Origin of the sequence: Streptomyces sp. NPDC001536 (assembly GCF_042894505.1) — a bacterium.
Lineage (GTDB): Bacteria > Actinomycetota > Actinomycetes > Streptomycetales > Streptomycetaceae > Streptomyces.
Genome location: NZ_JBIAVQ010000015.1, coordinates 184397 through 201016, shown reverse-complemented (window position 1 = coordinate 201016; position 16620 = coordinate 184397). Strand labels below are relative to the sequence as shown.

The 16620-nt window shown below is 69.3% G+C and carries 21 protein-coding genes; 12 read left to right on the top strand and 9 right to left on the bottom strand.

What is annotated here, in order from left to right; all coding sequences use genetic code 11:
* Nucleotides 1-72: 72 nt before the first annotated feature.
* From ACFY0U_RS34875 to ACFY0U_RS34845, 7 genes are all read left to right on the top strand, one after another.
* Nucleotides 73-672, top strand: coding sequence for a GNAT family N-acetyltransferase (locus tag ACFY0U_RS34875; protein ID WP_388642596.1), 600 nt, complete (start codon nucleotides 73-75; stop codon nucleotides 670-672).
* Nucleotides 673-883: 211 nt separating this feature from the next.
* Complete coding sequence (locus ACFY0U_RS34870; protein WP_388642594.1) at nucleotides 884-1468, top strand: dihydrofolate reductase family protein; 585 nt, start codon at nucleotides 884-886, stop codon at nucleotides 1466-1468.
* A 26-nt stretch (nucleotides 1469-1494) separates the two neighbouring features.
* Nucleotides 1495-1704: a hypothetical protein gene (locus ACFY0U_RS34865; RefSeq protein WP_388642592.1), complete on the top strand. Its 210-nt coding sequence runs from the start codon at nucleotides 1495-1497 to the stop codon at nucleotides 1702-1704.
* A gap of 84 nt (nucleotides 1705-1788) precedes the next feature.
* The gene (locus tag ACFY0U_RS34860) at nucleotides 1789-2202 is read left to right on the top strand and encodes a YciI family protein (RefSeq protein ID WP_388642591.1); all 414 of its coding nucleotides are present in this window, start codon (nucleotides 1789-1791) and stop codon (nucleotides 2200-2202) included.
* Nucleotides 2203-2207: 5 nt separating this feature from the next.
* Nucleotides 2208-3404, top strand: coding sequence for an RNA polymerase sigma factor (locus tag ACFY0U_RS34855; protein WP_388642589.1), 1197 nt, complete (start codon nucleotides 2208-2210; stop codon nucleotides 3402-3404).
* Nucleotides 3405-3413: 9 nt separating this feature from the next.
* The gene (locus ACFY0U_RS34850) at nucleotides 3414-3740 is read left to right on the top strand and encodes a DUF952 domain-containing protein (RefSeq protein ID WP_388642588.1); all 327 of its coding nucleotides are present in this window, start codon (nucleotides 3414-3416) and stop codon (nucleotides 3738-3740) included.
* Nucleotides 3737-3985, top strand: a complete 249-nt coding sequence (locus ACFY0U_RS34845) for a hypothetical protein (RefSeq protein WP_388642587.1) — start codon at nucleotides 3737-3739, stop codon at nucleotides 3983-3985. The genes ACFY0U_RS34850 and ACFY0U_RS34845 overlap by 4 nt, the downstream gene beginning before the upstream one ends.
* On the opposite strand, the gene ACFY0U_RS34840 is transcribed toward ACFY0U_RS34845, so the two are convergent.
* The 3 genes from ACFY0U_RS34840 to ACFY0U_RS34830 are packed head-to-tail and all read right to left on the bottom strand — an operon-like array spanning nucleotide 3972 to nucleotide 5561.
* Entirely contained in the window at nucleotides 3972-4715 is a 744-nt protein-coding gene (locus ACFY0U_RS34840; protein WP_388642585.1) for a VOC family protein, read from the bottom strand. The two genes, ACFY0U_RS34845 and ACFY0U_RS34840, sit on opposite strands and share 14 nt — an antisense overlap.
* A 15-nt stretch (nucleotides 4716-4730) precedes the next feature.
* Entirely contained in the window at nucleotides 4731-5141 is a 411-nt protein-coding gene (locus tag ACFY0U_RS34835; protein ID WP_388642583.1) for a VOC family protein, read from the bottom strand.
* 27 nt (nucleotides 5142-5168) lie between these two features.
* Nucleotides 5169-5561: a helix-turn-helix transcriptional regulator gene (locus ACFY0U_RS34830; protein ID WP_046260418.1), complete on the bottom strand. Its 393-nt coding sequence runs from the start codon at nucleotides 5559-5561 to the stop codon at nucleotides 5169-5171.
* A 90-nt stretch (nucleotides 5562-5651) separates the two neighbouring features.
* On the opposite strand from ACFY0U_RS34830, the gene ACFY0U_RS34825 reads away from it, so the two are divergent.
* Nucleotides 5652-6806 (top strand): anion permease, encoded by a 1155-nt coding sequence (locus ACFY0U_RS34825; protein ID WP_388642580.1) that lies wholly within the window; start codon nucleotides 5652-5654, stop codon nucleotides 6804-6806.
* Between the two features lie 16 nt (nucleotides 6807-6822).
* Nucleotides 6823-7056, top strand: coding sequence for a hypothetical protein (locus tag ACFY0U_RS34820; protein ID WP_388642579.1), 234 nt, complete (start codon nucleotides 6823-6825; stop codon nucleotides 7054-7056).
* 42 nt (nucleotides 7057-7098) lie between these two features.
* Here the strand turns inward: ACFY0U_RS34820 and ACFY0U_RS34815 are convergent, their stop codons facing one another.
* Together ACFY0U_RS34815 and sodN are read right to left on the bottom strand one after the other, a co-directional pair.
* Complete coding sequence (locus ACFY0U_RS34815) at nucleotides 7099-9354, bottom strand: peptidoglycan recognition protein (protein ID WP_388642578.1); 2256 nt, start codon at nucleotides 9352-9354, stop codon at nucleotides 7099-7101.
* Between the two features lie 209 nt (nucleotides 9355-9563).
* Nucleotides 9564-9959 carry a superoxide dismutase, Ni gene (gene sodN / locus ACFY0U_RS34810; protein WP_059192389.1) on the bottom strand — a complete coding sequence of 132 codons (396 nt, stop codon included), beginning with the start codon at nucleotides 9957-9959 and terminating at the stop codon, nucleotides 9564-9566.
* Nucleotides 9960-10104: 145 nt separating this feature from the next.
* Here sodN and sodX point away from each other — a divergent pair, with 145 nt between their 5' ends.
* Nucleotides 10105-10539, top strand: coding sequence for a nickel-type superoxide dismutase maturation protease (gene sodX / locus ACFY0U_RS34805; RefSeq protein WP_388642707.1), 435 nt, complete (start codon nucleotides 10105-10107; stop codon nucleotides 10537-10539).
* On the opposite strand, the gene ACFY0U_RS34800 is transcribed toward sodX, so the two are convergent.
* Nucleotides 10443-11072 (bottom strand): CGNR zinc finger domain-containing protein, encoded by a 630-nt coding sequence (locus tag ACFY0U_RS34800; RefSeq protein ID WP_388642576.1) that lies wholly within the window; start codon nucleotides 11070-11072, stop codon nucleotides 10443-10445. The genes sodX and ACFY0U_RS34800 overlap by 97 nt on opposite strands.
* Before the next feature lie 102 nt (nucleotides 11073-11174).
* On the opposite strand from ACFY0U_RS34800, the gene ACFY0U_RS34795 reads away from it, so the two are divergent.
* Nucleotides 11175-11933, top strand: coding sequence for a class I SAM-dependent methyltransferase (locus ACFY0U_RS34795; protein ID WP_388642575.1), 759 nt, complete (start codon nucleotides 11175-11177; stop codon nucleotides 11931-11933).
* 57 nt (nucleotides 11934-11990) lie between these two features.
* Here the strand turns inward: ACFY0U_RS34795 and ACFY0U_RS34790 are convergent, their stop codons facing one another.
* Genes ACFY0U_RS34790 through ACFY0U_RS34780 form a run of 3 tightly spaced genes read right to left on the bottom strand, consistent with a single transcriptional unit; the run spans nucleotide 11991 to nucleotide 14704 of the window.
* Nucleotides 11991-12752, bottom strand: coding sequence for an amino acid ABC transporter ATP-binding protein (locus ACFY0U_RS34790; protein ID WP_388642574.1), 762 nt, complete (start codon nucleotides 12750-12752; stop codon nucleotides 11991-11993).
* Nucleotides 12749-13714, bottom strand: coding sequence for an amino acid ABC transporter permease (locus tag ACFY0U_RS34785; RefSeq protein WP_388642573.1), 966 nt, complete (start codon nucleotides 13712-13714; stop codon nucleotides 12749-12751). Before ACFY0U_RS34785 ends, ACFY0U_RS34790 begins: the two co-directional genes overlap by 4 nt.
* A gap of 30 nt (nucleotides 13715-13744) precedes the next feature.
* Nucleotides 13745-14704: an ABC transporter substrate-binding protein gene (locus tag ACFY0U_RS34780; RefSeq protein WP_388642571.1), complete on the bottom strand. Its 960-nt coding sequence runs from the start codon at nucleotides 14702-14704 to the stop codon at nucleotides 13745-13747.
* Between the two features lie 614 nt (nucleotides 14705-15318).
* Here ACFY0U_RS34780 and ACFY0U_RS34775 point away from each other — a divergent pair.
* Nucleotides 15319-16539: an NADP-dependent malic enzyme gene (locus ACFY0U_RS34775; protein ID WP_388642570.1), complete on the top strand. Its 1221-nt coding sequence runs from the start codon at nucleotides 15319-15321 to the stop codon at nucleotides 16537-16539.
* The last annotated feature ends 81 nt before the right edge of the window (nucleotides 16540-16620 follow it).

Below are 16620 nucleotides of genomic sequence, written 5' to 3'. Positions count from 1 at the left end.
CTTCGTCACTCGGGCCCCGATAGAGTCAACGACCGTACGGTCGAGGCCAGTTGATTCGAGGGGCGGCGGAACATGGGCGTGGCGATCCGGGCGGCGGGCGAAGAGGATCGTGAGCTGGTCGTCGCACTGTTGGACGCGGCGTTCCAGGACGACCCGGTCAGCCGGTGGGTGTTCCCGGGGGCCGAGCACCGCCGTACGACCCACGCTCGGCTCATGGCCGCCTTCACCGACATCGTGCTGGCCGAGGGACGTGTCGACGTCACCGAGGACGGTACGGCCTGTGCGCTGTGGCTTTCGGTGCCGGACGGCGAGCACGCGGACGAGGAGGACGTCGACGGCCCCGCCGCGCTGCGGGCGGAGGTCGACCCGGAGAACGAGCGCGTGGAGCTGATCGGCCGGCTGACGGCGGACATCCACCCTGCCGGCCGCGCCCACGAATACCTCTGGATGATCGGCGTGGCACCGGAGCACCAGGGCCAGGGCCTGGGCACCGCGCTCATCGCCTCGGTCCTCGACCGCTGCGACCGCGAGGGCCTCGCCGCCTACCTGGAGGCCAGCAGCGCCCGCAGCCGCGCCCTGTACGAACGCCTCGGCTTCCAGCCGGCCGGCCCCGCCCTCGACCTCCCGGCGGGTCCCCAGATGTGGCCGATGTGGCGCGAACCGCGGGGGTGACCGTTTCGCCGCCGGGCGCGTTTCGAGGGCCCTGAGAGCACCTGGACCCCGGAGTCGACCGGCGCTCCGGGTTGCTCGCCATGCGGAATCCCCTCTCCTACTTGCGTCCCATCCCGAAAACACCCTTGCGACCACTACAAGTGAAGTACTACAAATGGAGTCATTCAACGGCAGGGCACGGTAACCACGCAGCCGACGGAAAGAGACCAGCTTGCGCAAGCTCACGTACTTCATCGCCTGTTCCATCGACGGCTTCATCGGCGACGAGGGCGGCGACGCGACGTTCATGATGCCGTTCGTCGACGAGGAGTTCATCGCGTTCCTCACGGCGGAATACCCGGAGACCATGGCCGCCCACGGTCGCAAGGCCCTCGGCATCCATCACCTGGAGAACAAGAGGTTCGACACCGTCATCCAGGGCCGCGGCAGCTACAACGAGGGCCTGAAGGAGGGAATCACCAGCCCCTACGGCCATCTGCGCGAGTACGTCGCCTCCCGCACCCTGACCGAGTCGCCCGACCCCAACGTCGAGATCATCGCCGACGACCTGGTCGGCAAGGTGCGTGAACTGAAGGCCGAGGACGGGGAGTTGGGGATCTACCTGTGCGGCGGGTCCCGGATCGCGGGCGAACTGTTCGACCTGATCGACGAACTCGTCATCAAGACCTACCCGGTCACCATCGGCTCGGGCATGCCGATGTTCGGATCCGGCTTCTCGATCACCGAGTTCGGGCTCGACGACGTCCGCACGTTCAAGAACGGTGTGTTCGTACGGACGTACAGCAGGAAGCGCTGACGCCCTGTCGGCCCTACTCTGAAGGCATGGACAGCGAAAAACATGCCTGTCCCGCCTGTGGACAGTCCGTCGAGACGGTCGTCAAGCGTCACAAGACGCTGGGCGCGTGGGTCCCGGTCTGGGTGGCCGGGCCGTGCCATAACCCCAAGTGCGAGGCGCACGTCGAGCAGGGCGGCGAGCCCGAGGACGAGCGCGCGAAGAAGATCGGCAGGAAATCCGCCGCGAAAAAATCCTGAACCCTGTCGAGAACCCGGCCCCGGCTCCGACGTCCCCTGTGAGAGCCGCCCACCAGGGGTGGCCGGAGCCGAAGGAGTGGACTCATGAAGTACCTGGTCATGGTGCAGGGAACCCAGGCCGACTACGAGGCCATGCGTGGCAAGGCCTCCGCGAACTCCCCGGCCTGGAGCCAGGAGGAGATCCAGGCGATGTACGCGTTCATGAGCGCGATCAACGACGACCTCGCCGAGAGCGGCGAGATGGTCGACGGCCAGGGTCTCGCCGAGCCCGCGAAGGTCCGGCACGTCGGCCTCGGCGCGGACGGCAAGGCCGTGATCACCGACGGGCCGTACAGCGAGACCAAGGAGCTGCTGGCCGGCTACTGGGTGCTGGACTGCGCGAGCCTGGAGCGGGTCACGGAGATCGCCGAGCGCATCGCCCACTGCCCGCAGCCCGCGGGCGCCCCCGAGTACCCGGTGGTGATCCGCCCCATCCTGGACGGCGCCGGGGACATCTGAGCCCCGTGCGACGGACGACCGATGTCGAGGACCTGCTGCGCCTGCACGCGCCGCAGGTCCTCGGTGCGCTGATCAGGCGCTACGGCCATTTCGACGCCGCCGAGGACGCCGTACAGGAAGCACTCCTCGCGGCGGCCGGGCAGTGGCCCGCGGCAGGGGTGCCGGACAATCCGCGCGGCTGGCTCATCAAGGTGGCCTCGCGGCGGCTCGTGGACGCGCTGCGGGCGGAGGACGCGCGCCGGGCGCGGGAGCAGAAGGCGGCGGCGCTCGCGCTGCCACCGGCCGAGCGGGTCCCGCAGGACGACGACACCCTCTCCCTCCTCTTCCTGTGCTGCCACCCCGACCTGCCCCCACCCGCGCAGATCGCCCTCACGCTCCGCGCGGTCGGCGGTCTGACGACGGCCGAGATCGCCCGCGCCCACCTGGTGCCCGAGGCGACCATGGCCCAGCGCATCAGCCGAGCCAAGCAGAAGATCAAAGGCGCGCGCTTCGGGCGGCCCGACAACTGGGTGGAACGGCTGCCGGCCGTCCTCCATACGCTGTACCTGATCTTCAACGAGGGCTATACGGCGACCAGTGGCCCGGCCCTGCAACGCCGTGACCTCGCCGGCGAGGCGATCCGGCTGACCCGTACCGTCCACCGTCTCCTCCCCGAGACCGGCGAGGTCACCGGACTGCTCGCCCTGATGCTGCTCACCGACGCCCGCCGCGAGGCCCGTACCGGCCCGCACGGCGACCTCGTGCCCCTCGACGAGCAGGACCGCGACCGCTGGGACAAGGCCGCGATCGAGGAGGGCGTCGCTCTCATCACCCATGCCCTGAGCAGCGGCCCGGCGGGCCCCTACCAACTGCGCGCGGCCATCGCCGCCGTGCACGACGAGGCACCCTCCGCCGAGGCCACCGACTGGCGGGAGATCCTCGGCCTCTACGACGTCCTGGTCCGCCTCGTCCCCGGCCCCGTCGAACTCCTCAACCGCGCGGTCGCCGTCGCCATGGTCCACGGGCCCGAAGCGGGGCTCGCCGAAGTGGACGCCCTGGTGGGCGAGTTGGGGCACCGACGGGATGCCGTACGAGGTCATCTGCTGGAGCGCGCCGGATCGTACGACGAAGCGCGCGCCGCCTACGAGTCGGCCGCCGCGCAGACCCTGAGCCTGCCCGAGCAGCGCTATTTGCAGGGGCGGGCGGCACGGCTCAGGGCTTAACGTGAGTCCATGTCCACACCCATCGTGCACCTGACAGAACGCGCCCTCTGGGAAGCCGCCCGCGCCCGCGGCACGTACGAGATGTCGACCCGCGGCAAGACCCTCCAGGAGGAGGGCTTCATCCACTGCTCGACACGCGCCCAGCTCCCGAGCGTCGCGCCCTTCCTCTACGGCTCCTACGACGGGCCAGACGAACTGGTGCTCCTGGTCATCGACCCCGACCGGCTCGGCGTACCCCTGAAGTACGAGGCCCCGGAGCCGGGCGCCGAGGAGTTTCCGCACATCTACGGGCCGCTGCCGGTGGAGGCCGTGGTCGACGTGGAGCCGTGGGGGTGACGCACCGGCCCCGGTGGTGGCGATGGGCCGTGATCGCGTGGGCGGTCGCGGTGGTCGTCGGGGGCGGACTCACGTGGTGGCTTCAGGACTCGGAAGAGCCCCAGAAACCCGTGGGGCGCGTCGAGTTGAGCCCCCAGCCCTCGCTCCCGGATGACTGGAAGGAGCAGTGCGGGCTCGCCACGCCCAGCCCGCCGGAGGAGGACGGTGAAGGGACGCGGGTCCTGTGCGTCGTCATGAAGCCCTAGGCAGACCGCCCGTCTCCGGATCCCGGCCCGTCAGGCAGTACGTCCCGCCCGCCGGGTCCCGCATCACCGTCCAGTGCCTGCCGTGCGCGACCGTCTCCGCGCCCAGCTTCTCGTGCCGGACCCGGGTCGCCGCGATGTCCGCGCAGGCCAGGTCGAGATGGGCGGAGCCGGCGCGTTCCTCGTCGAGCCGCTGGAGCAGGACGCGGACCGGGAGACCGGGCGGCGGGACGAGTGCGTGGAACTCGGGGAGGGAGCCGGGGCGGGAGTGCCAGTCGGGCAACAGGGCGCTCCAGAACGTGACTTCGGCGTCGTAGCGCGAAGGTGCGAGGTCCAGGCAGACCTGGTCGAGACGGCTGCCGTGGACGACGGGCGGGCGGACCGACTCGCCGTGCCAGGGCACCGCGCAGAACAAGTGCCCGGCGGGGGAGCGCAGTACGATCAACGTGCCCTGGTCGTCGACCACTTGAGCCCCCAGCCGCACCGCGGACCCCGCGAACTCCCGTACGTCGTCCGCGGCGAAGTCGAGATGCGCGCCACCCGGCCCCGCGGCCACCCCCTGGATCTTCACGCAGGCGTCAGCCTCGCCGCCGGGCAGCAGGGTGGCGAACTCCTTGTGCTCTCCCCGGAGTTCGGACAGCCGGGTGTCCGTGACGGCGGTCCAGAAGTCACCGGCCCGCTCGAACCGTCCGAGGGGGCGGTCGACGAAGGCGTACGTCCAGCGGATGCTCATGCCGGGGATCGTAGATCAGGGGGACTGCATGAACCGCAGCATATTTCCGGCGGGGTCCCGGAACGCGCAGTCGCGCACCCCGTACGGCATGTCCGTCGGTTCCTGGAGCACGTCGGCGCCGGACGCCTGGACGCGGGCGAAGAGGGCGTCGCAGTCGTCGGTGGTGAAATTGACCCCGCGCAGCACGCCCTTGGCCAGCAGCTGCTCCATCGCCTCGCGGTCGGCGGGGGAGAGGTCGGGGTTGGCCGCGGGCGGCTCCAGGACGATCGACACGTCCGGCTGCAACGGCGACCCGACGGTCGTCCACCGCATCCCCTCGTACTTGACGTCGTTGCGGATCTCCAGGCCCAGGACGTCGCAGTAGAAGGCGATCGCCTTGTCGTGGTCGTCGACGGCGATGAAACAGGTGTGGAGTTTCAGGTCCATGGGACCAACCTAAGGTCAGAACCGGCGTCACGTCCGTCGGGGACGCGTGTACGCCCGCACCACGCAGGGCGGGATCTCCGCGCTCTCCTCGTGCGAGCGGGCCCGGTAGGAGCTCGGTGTCTCGCCCACCAGCTCGGTGAAGCGGGAGCTGAAGGAGCCGAGGGAGGTACAGCCGACCGCCATGCAGACATCGGTGACGGAGAGGTCGCCGCGGCGCAGCAGCATCTTCGCGCGCTCGACGCGGCGGGTCATGAGATAGCCGTACGGCGTCTCGCCGTACGCCTCCTTGAAGCTGCGCTGGAAGTGGCCCGGGGACATCAGGGCGGTGCGTGCGAGGGCGGTCACGTCCAGGGGCTCGGTGTACTCGCGGTCCATGCGGTCGCGTGCCTTGCGCAGCCTCACCAGATCCTCACGATTCACCCCGCCAGCATCGCACGGAGGCCGAGATTCCTGGTAAGGCCTTTGCCTGCGGTTCGCGCGGAATTGGCGTGCGCTTGTTTGCATTGCGGAATGGACCACATCACGTTCCTCGTGGCGGTCGTCATCGTCACGGCCCTCGCGTTCGACTTCACGAACGGCTTCCATGACACGGCGAATGCGATGGCCACCTCCATCGCCACCGGCGCGCTGAAACCGCGAACAGCCGTATTGATCAGCGGAGTTCTCAACGTCGTCGGCGCCTTCCTGTCCACCGAGGTGGCCAAGACCATCTCCGGCGGGATCGTGGACGACACCCTGGTCACCCCAGGCATGATCTTCGCGGGTCTGGTGGGGGCGATTCTGTGGAATTTGCTCACGTGGCTGGTGGGGCTGCCGTCGAGTTCCTCGCACGCGCTGTTCGGCGGGCTGATCGGGGCCGTGTGGGTCGGGGCGGGGTCCTCCGGCGTGCACTTCGACAAGGTCGTCGAGAAGGTGCTGATCCCGGCCGTGGCCTCACCGCTGGTGGCCGGTGCCGCCGCCCTGATCGCGACCTACCTCGCCTACCGGCTCACCGCCCGCGCCCGGAAGGGCTCGGTGACCAAGGGCTTCAGGCTCGGGCAGATCGCCTCGGCCTCACTGGTCTCGCTCGCGCACGGCACCAACGACGCGCAGAAGACCATGGGCGTCATCACGCTGACCCTGATCTCGGCGGGCGCGCTCGGCCATGACGCCGGTCCGCCGGTGTGGGTGATCGCGTCCGCCGGGCTCGCCATCGGCCTGGGCACCTACCTCGGCGGCTGGCGGATCATCCGCACGATGGGCAAGGGGCTGACCGAGATCCAGTCGCCGCAGGGCTTCGCCGCGGAGACGGCGTCCACGACGGTGATCCTGACCTCGGCCCACCTGGGCTTCGCCCTCTCCACCACCCAGGTCGCCTCGGGCTCCATCCTCGGCGCGGGGCTGGGCCGACGGCTGGCCGAGGTGCGCTGGGGCGTCGCGGGCCGCATGGTCGTCGCCTGGCTGATCACCCTGCCGGCCGCGGCGCTGGTCGGCGGGGTGTCGGCGAGTGCGGTCAAGCACGGCGGCGACTTCGGCACGGTCGTCGTCGCGCTGGTCGGTGCCGCCGTCGCCGCGGGCATCGTCCTGGTCTCGCGCCGCAACCCGGTGAGCGCCCACAACGTCAACGACACCCACGAGGTCACCGTACGCAGCACCGGGCCGGCCGAGGTCGGCACGGCCGCCTGAGTCAGGGAGAGTTTCGATGCAACTGGACTGGACCGCACTCGGCCAGGTGGCCGGGGTGAGCATCGGCGTCACCGTCGCCGTGGTCGTCGTCTTCGCCCTCGGCGTCCTGGGCCTCGCCCGCTTCGAGGGCGCCCGCGAGGAGGCCGGCGGCACGTCCGCCCTCGGCCTGACCCAGGCGGGGCTGTGCTTCCTCGCCTGCGCGGGCGTGGTGGCGTACGGGATCTATCTGATCGTGCCGCAGTTCCACTGAGGCAGGTGCGGGGGACCTTCGCGCAGGTCCCCCGCACAGCCGTCACTTCAGGTAGACCAGCCCGTCCGTCGTCACCGTCGGACGACCGCTCGTGGCGACGACCACGATCTTGACGGTGTGCCTGGCGCTGCTCGACCAGGTCTTCGTCCACAGCGCGTCGCGGTACTTGGTCGTCGTCGACTTCAGGTCGACGGTGGCGACCTTCGTGCCGTCCACATAGACGTACGCCTGGCCCGAGGTCGCGGCCCGCGAGACCACCCAGGCCGCCGAGCGGCCGGTGAACGTCCAGCTCAGGGAGGCGTTCTTGGTCTTGCTGGTGTACGACTTGCCGCCCAGGTAGCTGGTCGACGACTTGGCCGTCCAGGTGCCGGACCTCGTCGCCGAGGTCTCCTGGAGGATCACCGGCGTGCCGCTGACCGAGGCCGTCGCGGTGTTGCCGGCCTGGTCGTAGGCCTTCAGCGACCAGGTCGTGGCCGCACCGGACTTGGCGGTGAGCGAGGCGCTGACCGTCGTCGGACCGTAGGTCTTGGCGACCGGGGCGGTCAGCCTGACCTCCTTCAGCGCGGCCGTGTCGGTGGCCTTCCACTTCAGCGTGAGCGGGACGGCCGCGGTGCTCACCGTGCCGGTGCGCAGGGCGAGGTTCGGCTTGGTGGCGAAGGTGGGCGCGGTGGTCTCCGCGACGACCGTGGCCGTCGGGGTGGTCGCCGTGGTGCCGGACTGGTGGACGGCCCGTACGGCGACCTTGTGGCTGCCGACCGCGAGCGTCGCCTTTCCGCTGGTGGCGGTGCCCGCGGTGGTGGCGGCGACCCTGCCGTCGACGAGGATCTCGTACTTCGCTATCAGCGCGGACGGGGTGGTGGCCGACCAGTTCAGGGTGACGGAGGCCTTGGCGTACGTCGTCGAGCCGACGGTGCCCGCGCCCGTGACCGACTTGAGGGCGAGGCCGGAGACCGGTCCCGCAGCCCAGTCGCGGACCGTGGAGAGCTTGGCGTAGAAGGCGTTGCCCGGGCACTCGGTGTTGTAGCCGTCGCGGTGCCCGATGATCGTCGGGAACGACAGCTGGGTGCCCAGGGTCCACGACTTGCCGAAGTAGTTGTTGCCGTCCGCACCCGCCGTCAGCGTGGTGGTGCCGTTGGGGTCGACCCCGTACTGGCCCAGCTTCCAGGCCGCGATCCGGGCGACCGAGGTCATCGCGGCCGTGCTCGGGGCCGCGTCCGTGTAGGTGCCGAGCACCGAGATGCCGGTGGTCTGGCTGTTGAAGCCGTAGGTGTGCGCGCCCAGCACCGGGAGGTCGACGCCGCCCTTGCGGCCCTCGTAGACCGTGCCGCACTTGTCGACGAGGAAGTTGTAGCCGATGTCCTTCCAGCCCAGCGTCTTCACGTGGTACGCGTAGATGCCGCGGACGACGGCCGGGGCCTGCTCGCAGGTGTAGTCGTTGGAGTCGACGGTGTGGTGGACCGTGACCGCCTTGATCTTCCCGCCCGGCAGATAGGTCGGCTCCTCCGGGCTGATCGACTCGTCGGCGCCCCAGCCGGCCCGCGAGGTGATCGGCGGCTCCGGCACGGTGGACGCCGGGGCGGAGGGCGCGGTCGAGGTCGGGGTGGCCGTCGGGGACGTGGACGCGCTCGGCGTACCGGTCGTCGGCGAGGTGGCCGTGGGCGTCTGGGTCGGGCTCGTGGACGCGCTGGGGGTGCCCGTGCCGTCCGTCTCGCCGGTCGACGGCGTGGTCGTGGCCGTGTCCGTCGGCTCCGTGCTCTGGGTGGCGGCGGGCGACTCGGTGGCGTCCATCGCGAAGGCGGCCGGCTCCAGGCCGGACACCGTTCCGGAGCCCGGGTCGACCATGTCGAGGCGCAGCCCCTCGGGCAGCTTGGCCGAGGACTTGCCGTCCACACGTACTTCCACGCCGTCGGACGCCCCGACCCAGGCCGGCTCGGTACCCGCGCGGGTGGCACCCTGTTCGCCCTCGCCGCCGTCGCCCTCCAGCGTCAGCCACGCGGACCAGGTGCCGGTCTCGGCGTCCCGGGTGCGGGCCTCGATCGTGGCGCTCACGCGCGCGGAGGTGTCGGACCAGGTGAGGCCGAGCATGCTGAAGGGCGCGGTGTCGCGCTTGCCGAGCCTGGCCGAGGTGCCGTCGGCGGCCACGGACAACGGTGCCGTGCGGGTGCTGCTCTTGACGGGCCGTGACTTGCCGTCGTCCGCCGCGCTGTCCGCCGAATCACCGGTCACGCCCTGGACGACCAGCGCCCCGGTCACCGTGGCAGCCGTCAACGCGGCCGCCCCCCACCAACGACGTCTCATGTCGACGCGTACACCTTCCGCAACAGTGCCCCCACTGACACCACAGATGTGATGCCTACGGAAAGGTATGCGCACCAGGACGGGCGGAAAGTGCAACAAGCCGGAAGAAGGCGGTCGTTGCACCCGACGGCAGCACAGTGATCTGCGTCACGGCACAAGGAAGGGGCCCGATCGCGGACGGCGACCGGGCCCCTTCGGAAAGCCTTGCCTCAGGCCTTCTTGGTCTCCCAGAAGATCTTGTCGATCTGGGCGATGTAGTCCAGCGCCTTCTGGCCGGTGGCCGGGTCGGTGGACGCCTTGGCGGCCGAGAGGGCCTTCAGGGTGTCGTTGACCAGCTGGTGCAGCTCCGGGTACTTCTCGAAGTGCGGGGGCTTGAAGTAGTCGCTCCAGAGCACCGAGACGTGGTGCTTGGCGAGCTCGGCGCGCTGCTCCTTGATGACCGTGGCACGCGCCTGGAAGTGCGGGTCGTCGTTGGCGGCAATCTTTTCCTGTACGGCCTTCACCGACTCCGCCTCGATGCGGGCCTGGGCCGGGTCGTACACACCGCAGGGCAGGTCGCAGTGTGCGCTGACCTTGACCTTGGGGGCAAACAGGCGGGAAAGCATGGAGCATTCCTTCCTCGTGATCGTCTTCTCAGGTGGGACATTACTCCCTGCGAGACGGGTTTTCGCGAGTGCCCCCATGGGCTTAGGACAAAAGTCCGGGGTGAGACTGAGACTGGTGGACGAACGTACCGGGGAGGTGCCGGGGATGCCGGAGCTGTCGCAGGAGACCGACCACAGGGGAGCGCTCCTGCCGTTCGGGCTGGCCGAGGTGACCGGCCCGTCGATGGTGCCGACGCTGCAGCACGGGGATCGGCTCATGGTGCACTACGGGGCCCGGATCAGGCCGGGTGACGTCGTCGTCCTGCGGCATCCGTTCCAGCAGGACCTGCTGGTCGTCAAGCGGGCCGCGGAGCGGCGTGAGGGCGGCTGGTGGGTGCTCGGGGACAACGCGTACGCCGGCGGCGACAGCACCGACTACGGGGTGGTTCCGGAGGACCTGGTGCTGGGCAAGGCGCGCTTCCGGTACCGGCCGCGCAAGCCGGATCAGCGCTCGCCGTTCGCCGTCGCGCGCTGGGCGCTGTCGTCCGCCAGGCCCGTCTTCTCCGACCGGTCGGCCTCCAGGCGCTTGCGGGCGCGGTAGGCGGCCACGTTGGCGCGGGTGGCGCAGCGGTCGGAGCAGTAGCGCCGGGAGCGGTTCGTGGACGTGTCCAGGTAGGCGTTGCGGCAGGGCGACGCCTCGCACAGGCCGAGGCGGTCCACGCCGTACTCCGTGAGGTGGAAGGCGAGGCCCATCGCCGCGATGGCCGCGTAGCCGGCGGTCGCGTTGGACGGGTGGTCCGCCAGGTGCATGTGCCACAGGGGGCGGCCGTCGTCGTCCCGGAAGTCGTGGCCGGAGATCTGCGGGCTCACCGGGAACTCCAGCAGGAGCGAGTTCAGCAGGTTCACCGCCAGGGTCTCGTCGCCGTCGTCCGCGGCCTCGAAGACCGCCCTCAGGCGGCCGCGGACCGAGCGGAAGCGGCTGACGTCGGCCTCGGCGGCGCGCCGGGCCGCGTCCTGGCTGGCGCCGAAGAGGTCGCGCACGGCCTCGACCGAGGTGAGCGAGTCCTTGCCCCGGGCCGGGTCCTCGGTGTTGACGAGACGCACGGCGTAGTCCGAGTAATAGGCCAGTTCCACTTGTAGTCCTTACGGAGGCGTTCTATCGTCGTGGTGCGGTCGGTCGGTAACAGCTGATCGTGCTTCCAGGGTATTACGCATACGTCCGAAGAGGGGGCTCTCATGACGACGAGTACCGGAACCGACTGGCAGGCCTGGCAGGAGAGCTGGGACCGGCAGCAGGAGTGGTACATGCCCGACCGGGAGGAGCGCTTCCGGATCATGCTCGACATGGTCGAGGCCCTCGTCGGGCCCCGCCCCCGGGTACTGGATCTCGCGTGCGGCACGGGAAGTATCACGGCCCGGCTGCTCGCCCGGTTCCCGGACGCCCTCAGCACCGGCGTCGACCTCGACCCGGCGCTCCTCGCCATCGCCGAGGGCACCTTCGCCGACGACGAGCGGGTCACCTTCGTGACGGCCGACCTCAAGGACCCTGACTGGAGGGCCAAACTGCCCTACGACTCGTACGACGCCGTCCTGACCGCCACGGCCCTGCACTGGCTGCACAGCGAACCCCTCGCGGCCCTCTACGGTCAGGTCGCGGGCCTGGTCCGCGACGGTGGTCTCTTCATGAACGCGGACCACATGATCGACGACACCACGCCCCGGATCAACGCGGCCGAACGCGCCCAGCGCCACACCCGCATGGATCAGGCCAAGCGCGAGGGCGCCCTCGACTGGTCCGAGTGGTGGCAGGTCGCCGCGAACGACCCCGTCCTCGCACAGCCCACCGCCCGCCGCTTCGAGATCTACGGCGAGCACGCCGACGGCGACATGCCCTCCGCCGCGTGGCACGCGCGCGTGCTGCGCGAGAAGGGCTTCGGGGAGGCGCGGCCGGTGTGGTGCTCGCCGTCGGACACGCTGCTGCTCGCGGTGAAGTAGCGCATGGGAAAGGGGCGGTACGGAATCCCGTACCGCCCCTTTCCCGTCGTAGCGCCGCTACAGCACCTTCGACAGGAACGCCTGTGTCCGCTCGTGCTGAGGGTTCGTCAAAACGTCACGCGGGTTGCCGGACTCGACCACCACGCCGCCGTCCATGAAGACCAGGCTGTCGCCGACCTCGCGGGCGAAGCCCATCTCGTGGGTGACGACGACCATCGTCATGCCGGACTCGGCCAGGTCGCGCATGACGTCGAGGACGTCGCCGACCAGCTCCGGGTCGAGGGCCGAGGTGGGCTCGTCGAAGAGCATCAGCTTCGGGTCCATGGCGAGGGCCCGGGCGATGGCGACGCGCTGCTGCTGGCCGCCGGAGAGCTGCGAGGGGTAGCTCTTGGCCTTGTCGGCCAGACCCACGCGCTCCAGGAGCTGCATGCCGCGCTCCCGGGCCTCGGACTTGTTGGTGCCCTTGACCTGGACCGGCGCCTCGATGACGTTCTCCAGCGCCGTCATGTGCGGGAACAGGTTGAACCGCTGGAACACCATGCCGATGTCCCGGCGCTGCTGCGCGACCTCGCTGTCCTTGAGCTCGTACAGCTTGTCGCCCTTCTGGCGGTAGCCGACCAGCTCGCCGTCGACGTACAGGCGACCGGCGTTGATCTTCTCCAGGTGGTTGATGCACCTGAGGAAGGTCGACTTGCCGGAGCCGGAGGGTCCGATGAGGCAGAACACCTCGCCGGTGTTCACTTCCAGGTCGATGCCCTTGAGGACCTCGACCAGGCCGAAGGACTTGTGGACGCCCTCGGACTTCACCATGGCGGTCATGCTGCCTTGCCCCTCTCGCTGCCCAGCCCGAGCATGTTCGCCTTGACCTTCTGGAAGACCGTCGGCGGCAGACTGCGGCTTGAACCGCGCGCGTAGTAGCGCTCCAGGTAGTACTGGAAGACGCTGAACACGCTGGTCATGACCAGGTACCAGATCGAGGCGACGAAGAGCATCTCCATCACGGCGTACGACGTGGAGCCGATCGTCGAGGTGGCGCGCAGCAGTTCGTTGTACGTCACCGCGTACACCAGCGACGAGGTCTTCAGCATGTTGATGAACTCGTTGCCGGTCGGCGGCACGATCACCCGCATCGCCTGCGGGATGACGATGCGGCGCAGCGTCTTGCCGTGGCTCATGCCGAGCGCGTGCGACGCCTCCGTCTGGCCCTCGTCGACCGCCATCAGACCGGCGCGGCAGATCTCCGCCATGTACGCCGCCTCGTTGAGGCCGAGGCCGAGCAGGGCGCACATGAACGGGGTCATGACGTCCGTCATCTCGTCCTTGTAGATCGGACCGAGATTCAGCATCGGGAAGATCAGCGCCAGGTTGAACCACAGGAGGAGCTGGACGTAGACCGGCGTCCCGCGGAAGAACCAGATGTAGACCCAGGCCACCCAGCTGGTCACCGGGTTCTTGGAGAGCCGCATGACGGCCAGGATCACGCCGAGGACGACGCCCAGGATCATCGCCAGGACGCTGATCAGCAGGGTGCGGCCGGCGCCCGCGAGGACCGTGGAGTCGAACAGCTTGTCGCCGACGGCGTTCCACTGGATCTTCTCGGCGGTGGCGAAGGCGTTGACCAGCAGGCCCACCAGGGCCAGCACCACGACGGCGCTGACGTAGCGGCCGTAGTGGCGGACCGGGATGGCCTTGATCGCCTCCGGCCGAACGGAGGCCTCCTTGGAGACCGTGGAGGCAGGCGGTGTCGAGTCCGCCGGCTCCTTGTCGAACTTGTCAGTCACAGTGACTGCCCTTCAGTGCTGCTGGGTCGGTCACTTGCCGCCGTTGATGGCGGCCTTGTCGATGGCGCCGCTCTCGGCGCCCCACTTCTCCAGGATCGTCTTGTAGGTGCCGTCCTCGATGATCGCGTTGACGGCCTCCTCCAGGGCGGCGGAGAGCTCCTTGTTGTCCTTGTTCACGGCGATGCCGAACGGACCGGCGTCGACCTGCTCGCCGACGACCTCGAAGGCGTTGCCGCCGTCGGCCTTGCGGGCCATGTCGATGGCGACCGGGTAGTCGTTGACGCCGGCGACCGCGCCGCCCGACTTCACACGGGTCTGGGCCTCGGTGTCGTTCTCGAACGACTCGATCGTGATCTTCTTCTTGCCGTCGTCCGTGCAGGCCTTGGACTGCTTCTGCAGCGCCTGCTCGTACGTCGTACCGCGCTGCACGGCGGCCGTCTGGCCACAGAGGTCGGCGATCGAGTTGATCTTCTTCGGGTTGCCCTTCTGGACGTACACGGCGGTGCCCGCCGTGAAGTAGTCCACGAAGTCGACACCGGGGCCGAGCTTCTTGCCCTCGTCGTCCAGGCCTTCCTGACGTGCCTTGGTGTCCGTGATGGAGGACATGGCGACGTCGTAACGGCCTGAGTTGAGGGAGGTGATCAGGCCGTCGAAGGAGCCGGAGGTGAACTTGAACTCCACGCCCAGCTGCTTGCCCAGCGCCGCGGCGATGTCGGGGTCGACACCGACGATCTTGCCGCCCTCCTGGTACTCCATGGGGGCGTACTCGGCGTTGGTGCCGACCTTGATGACACCCGCCTTCTGGATGTTCGCGGGCAGCTTGTCGAAGAGCGGGGCCTTGCTCGACGACGACGTCTCGTTGGAGCTGTCGCCGCCGCCCTCCGTCTGGTCACCGCAACCGGTGAGAATCAGGGCGCCTGCGACCGCGATCGCACCTACCGCGGCAATCCTGGAGCGCGCGATGGTCGTACGACGGGAGCTTGCGGTCATTTTGGGTTCCTCCGGCGGATGGGTGGAGTTGCCGATGGGGCGGGCATCTGCCGACGGTGCCGACGGACGCCTTGGTTTCTCAGGTCGACGAGAGCACACGCCTTCGAGTGCCGCGACCTCGTGTGATTACGGCATCTTGCCATTCGGACTGGACCATTCAGGGGGCCAGCCATGTCAAAATCGGATAACGGGTGACCCCCGAACCGCATCAGGTCGGACATCACGGCCGCACCTTCTGCGGGAATCTGTCCTTCCGGCCGGAGGATCTTCGGCGCATCTCACGATGTGAGTGACACCTTGACGTGTCGCTCCATTGTTCGAGTCTCCGTCAAGAGGCGGTCGAGGACGAGTCCGTATATTTGACCATGATTCATGTCACTGTTCCGTGACCTTCGGATGTCGACATGTGACCTTGCACTTATGGACTCGTCGAGCGTGCCGTCCGTCCGGTAAGAAGGTTCTTTACACCCCTCATCCGGGGCTCAGGGCGCGTGTGCGGCGCGCCCGTCGCGCACGGCCCATACGCATCACCGACAGGGTCGTACGCGGTGCCCGCCCACTTCTCAACCAGGAGTGGCCACCCTCAAACCATGAATATCTAAGGGGTAGAACAAGTGGCAGCGGAGATCGTCAATCCTCGCAGCGACAACGAAACGGGCCAGGACGGGGCGGAGCCCCTCGATTCCTTCGACCCCGCGTTCGCGCTGCACCGCGGCGGCAAGATGGCCGTGCAGGCCACCGTGCCGATCCGCGACAAGGACGACCTGTCCCTCGCGTACACGCCCGGCGTGGCGAAGGTGTGCAGCGCCATCGCCGAGCAGCCCGACCTCGTCCACGACTACACGTGGAAGTCCTCCGTCGTCGCCGTCGTCACGGACGGTACGGCGGTGCTCGGACTCGGTGACATCGGGCCCGAGGCCTCCCTTCCGGTGATGGAAGGCAAGGCCATCCTCTTCAAGCAGTTCGGCGGCGTCGACGCGGTGCCGATCGCGCTGGCCTGCACGGACGTCGACGAGATCGTCGAGACCGTGGTCCGGCTCGCACCGTCCTTCGGCGGCGTGAACCTGGAGGACATCTCGGCGCCCCGGTGCTTCGAGATCGAGAAGCGCCTCCAGGACGCCCTCGACATCCCGATCTTCCACGACGACCAGCACGGCACGGCCGTCGTGACCCTGGCCGCCCTGCGCAACGCCGCGCGGCTGACCGGGCGCGCCGTCGGCGAGTTGCGGGCGGTCATCTCGGGCGCCGGCGCGGCCGGTGTCGCCATCGCGAAGATCCTCGTCGACGCCGGGATCGGGGACGTCGCCGTCGCCGACCGCAAGGGCGTGGTGTCGGCCGACCGGGACGACCTGACCCCGGTCAAGCGGGAACTCGCCGGCTTCACCAACAAGGCCGGCCTCACCGGGTCCCTGGAGGCCGCGCTGGAGGGTGCCGACGTCTTCATCGGCGTCTCCGGCGGCACGGTCGCGGAGGAGGCGGTGGCGTCGATGGCAGAGGGCGCCTTCGTCTTCGCCATGGCCAACCCGAACCCCGAGGTGCACCCGGACGTCGCGCACAAGTACGCGGCGGTCGTGGCCACCGGCCGCTCCGACTTCCCCAACCAGATCAACAACGTCCTCGCGTTCCCCGGCATCTTCGCCGGTGCGCTCCAGGTGCGGGCCTCCCGCATCACCGAGGGCATGAAGATCGCGGCGGCGGAGGCCCTGGCGGCGGTCGTCGGCGACGATCTCGCGGCGGACTACGTGATCCCGTCCCCGTTCGACGAGCGCGTCGCTCCGGCCGTCACGGCGGCCGTCGCGGCCGCGGCCCGTGCGGAGGGTGTCGCCCGCCGTTGAGGTGAGTGAGCGTTGAGGTGGCCCTGTCCGGTGCGTTCCGGGCGGGGCCACTTTTTACGTTGGGGTGGGGCTGTTCGAGTG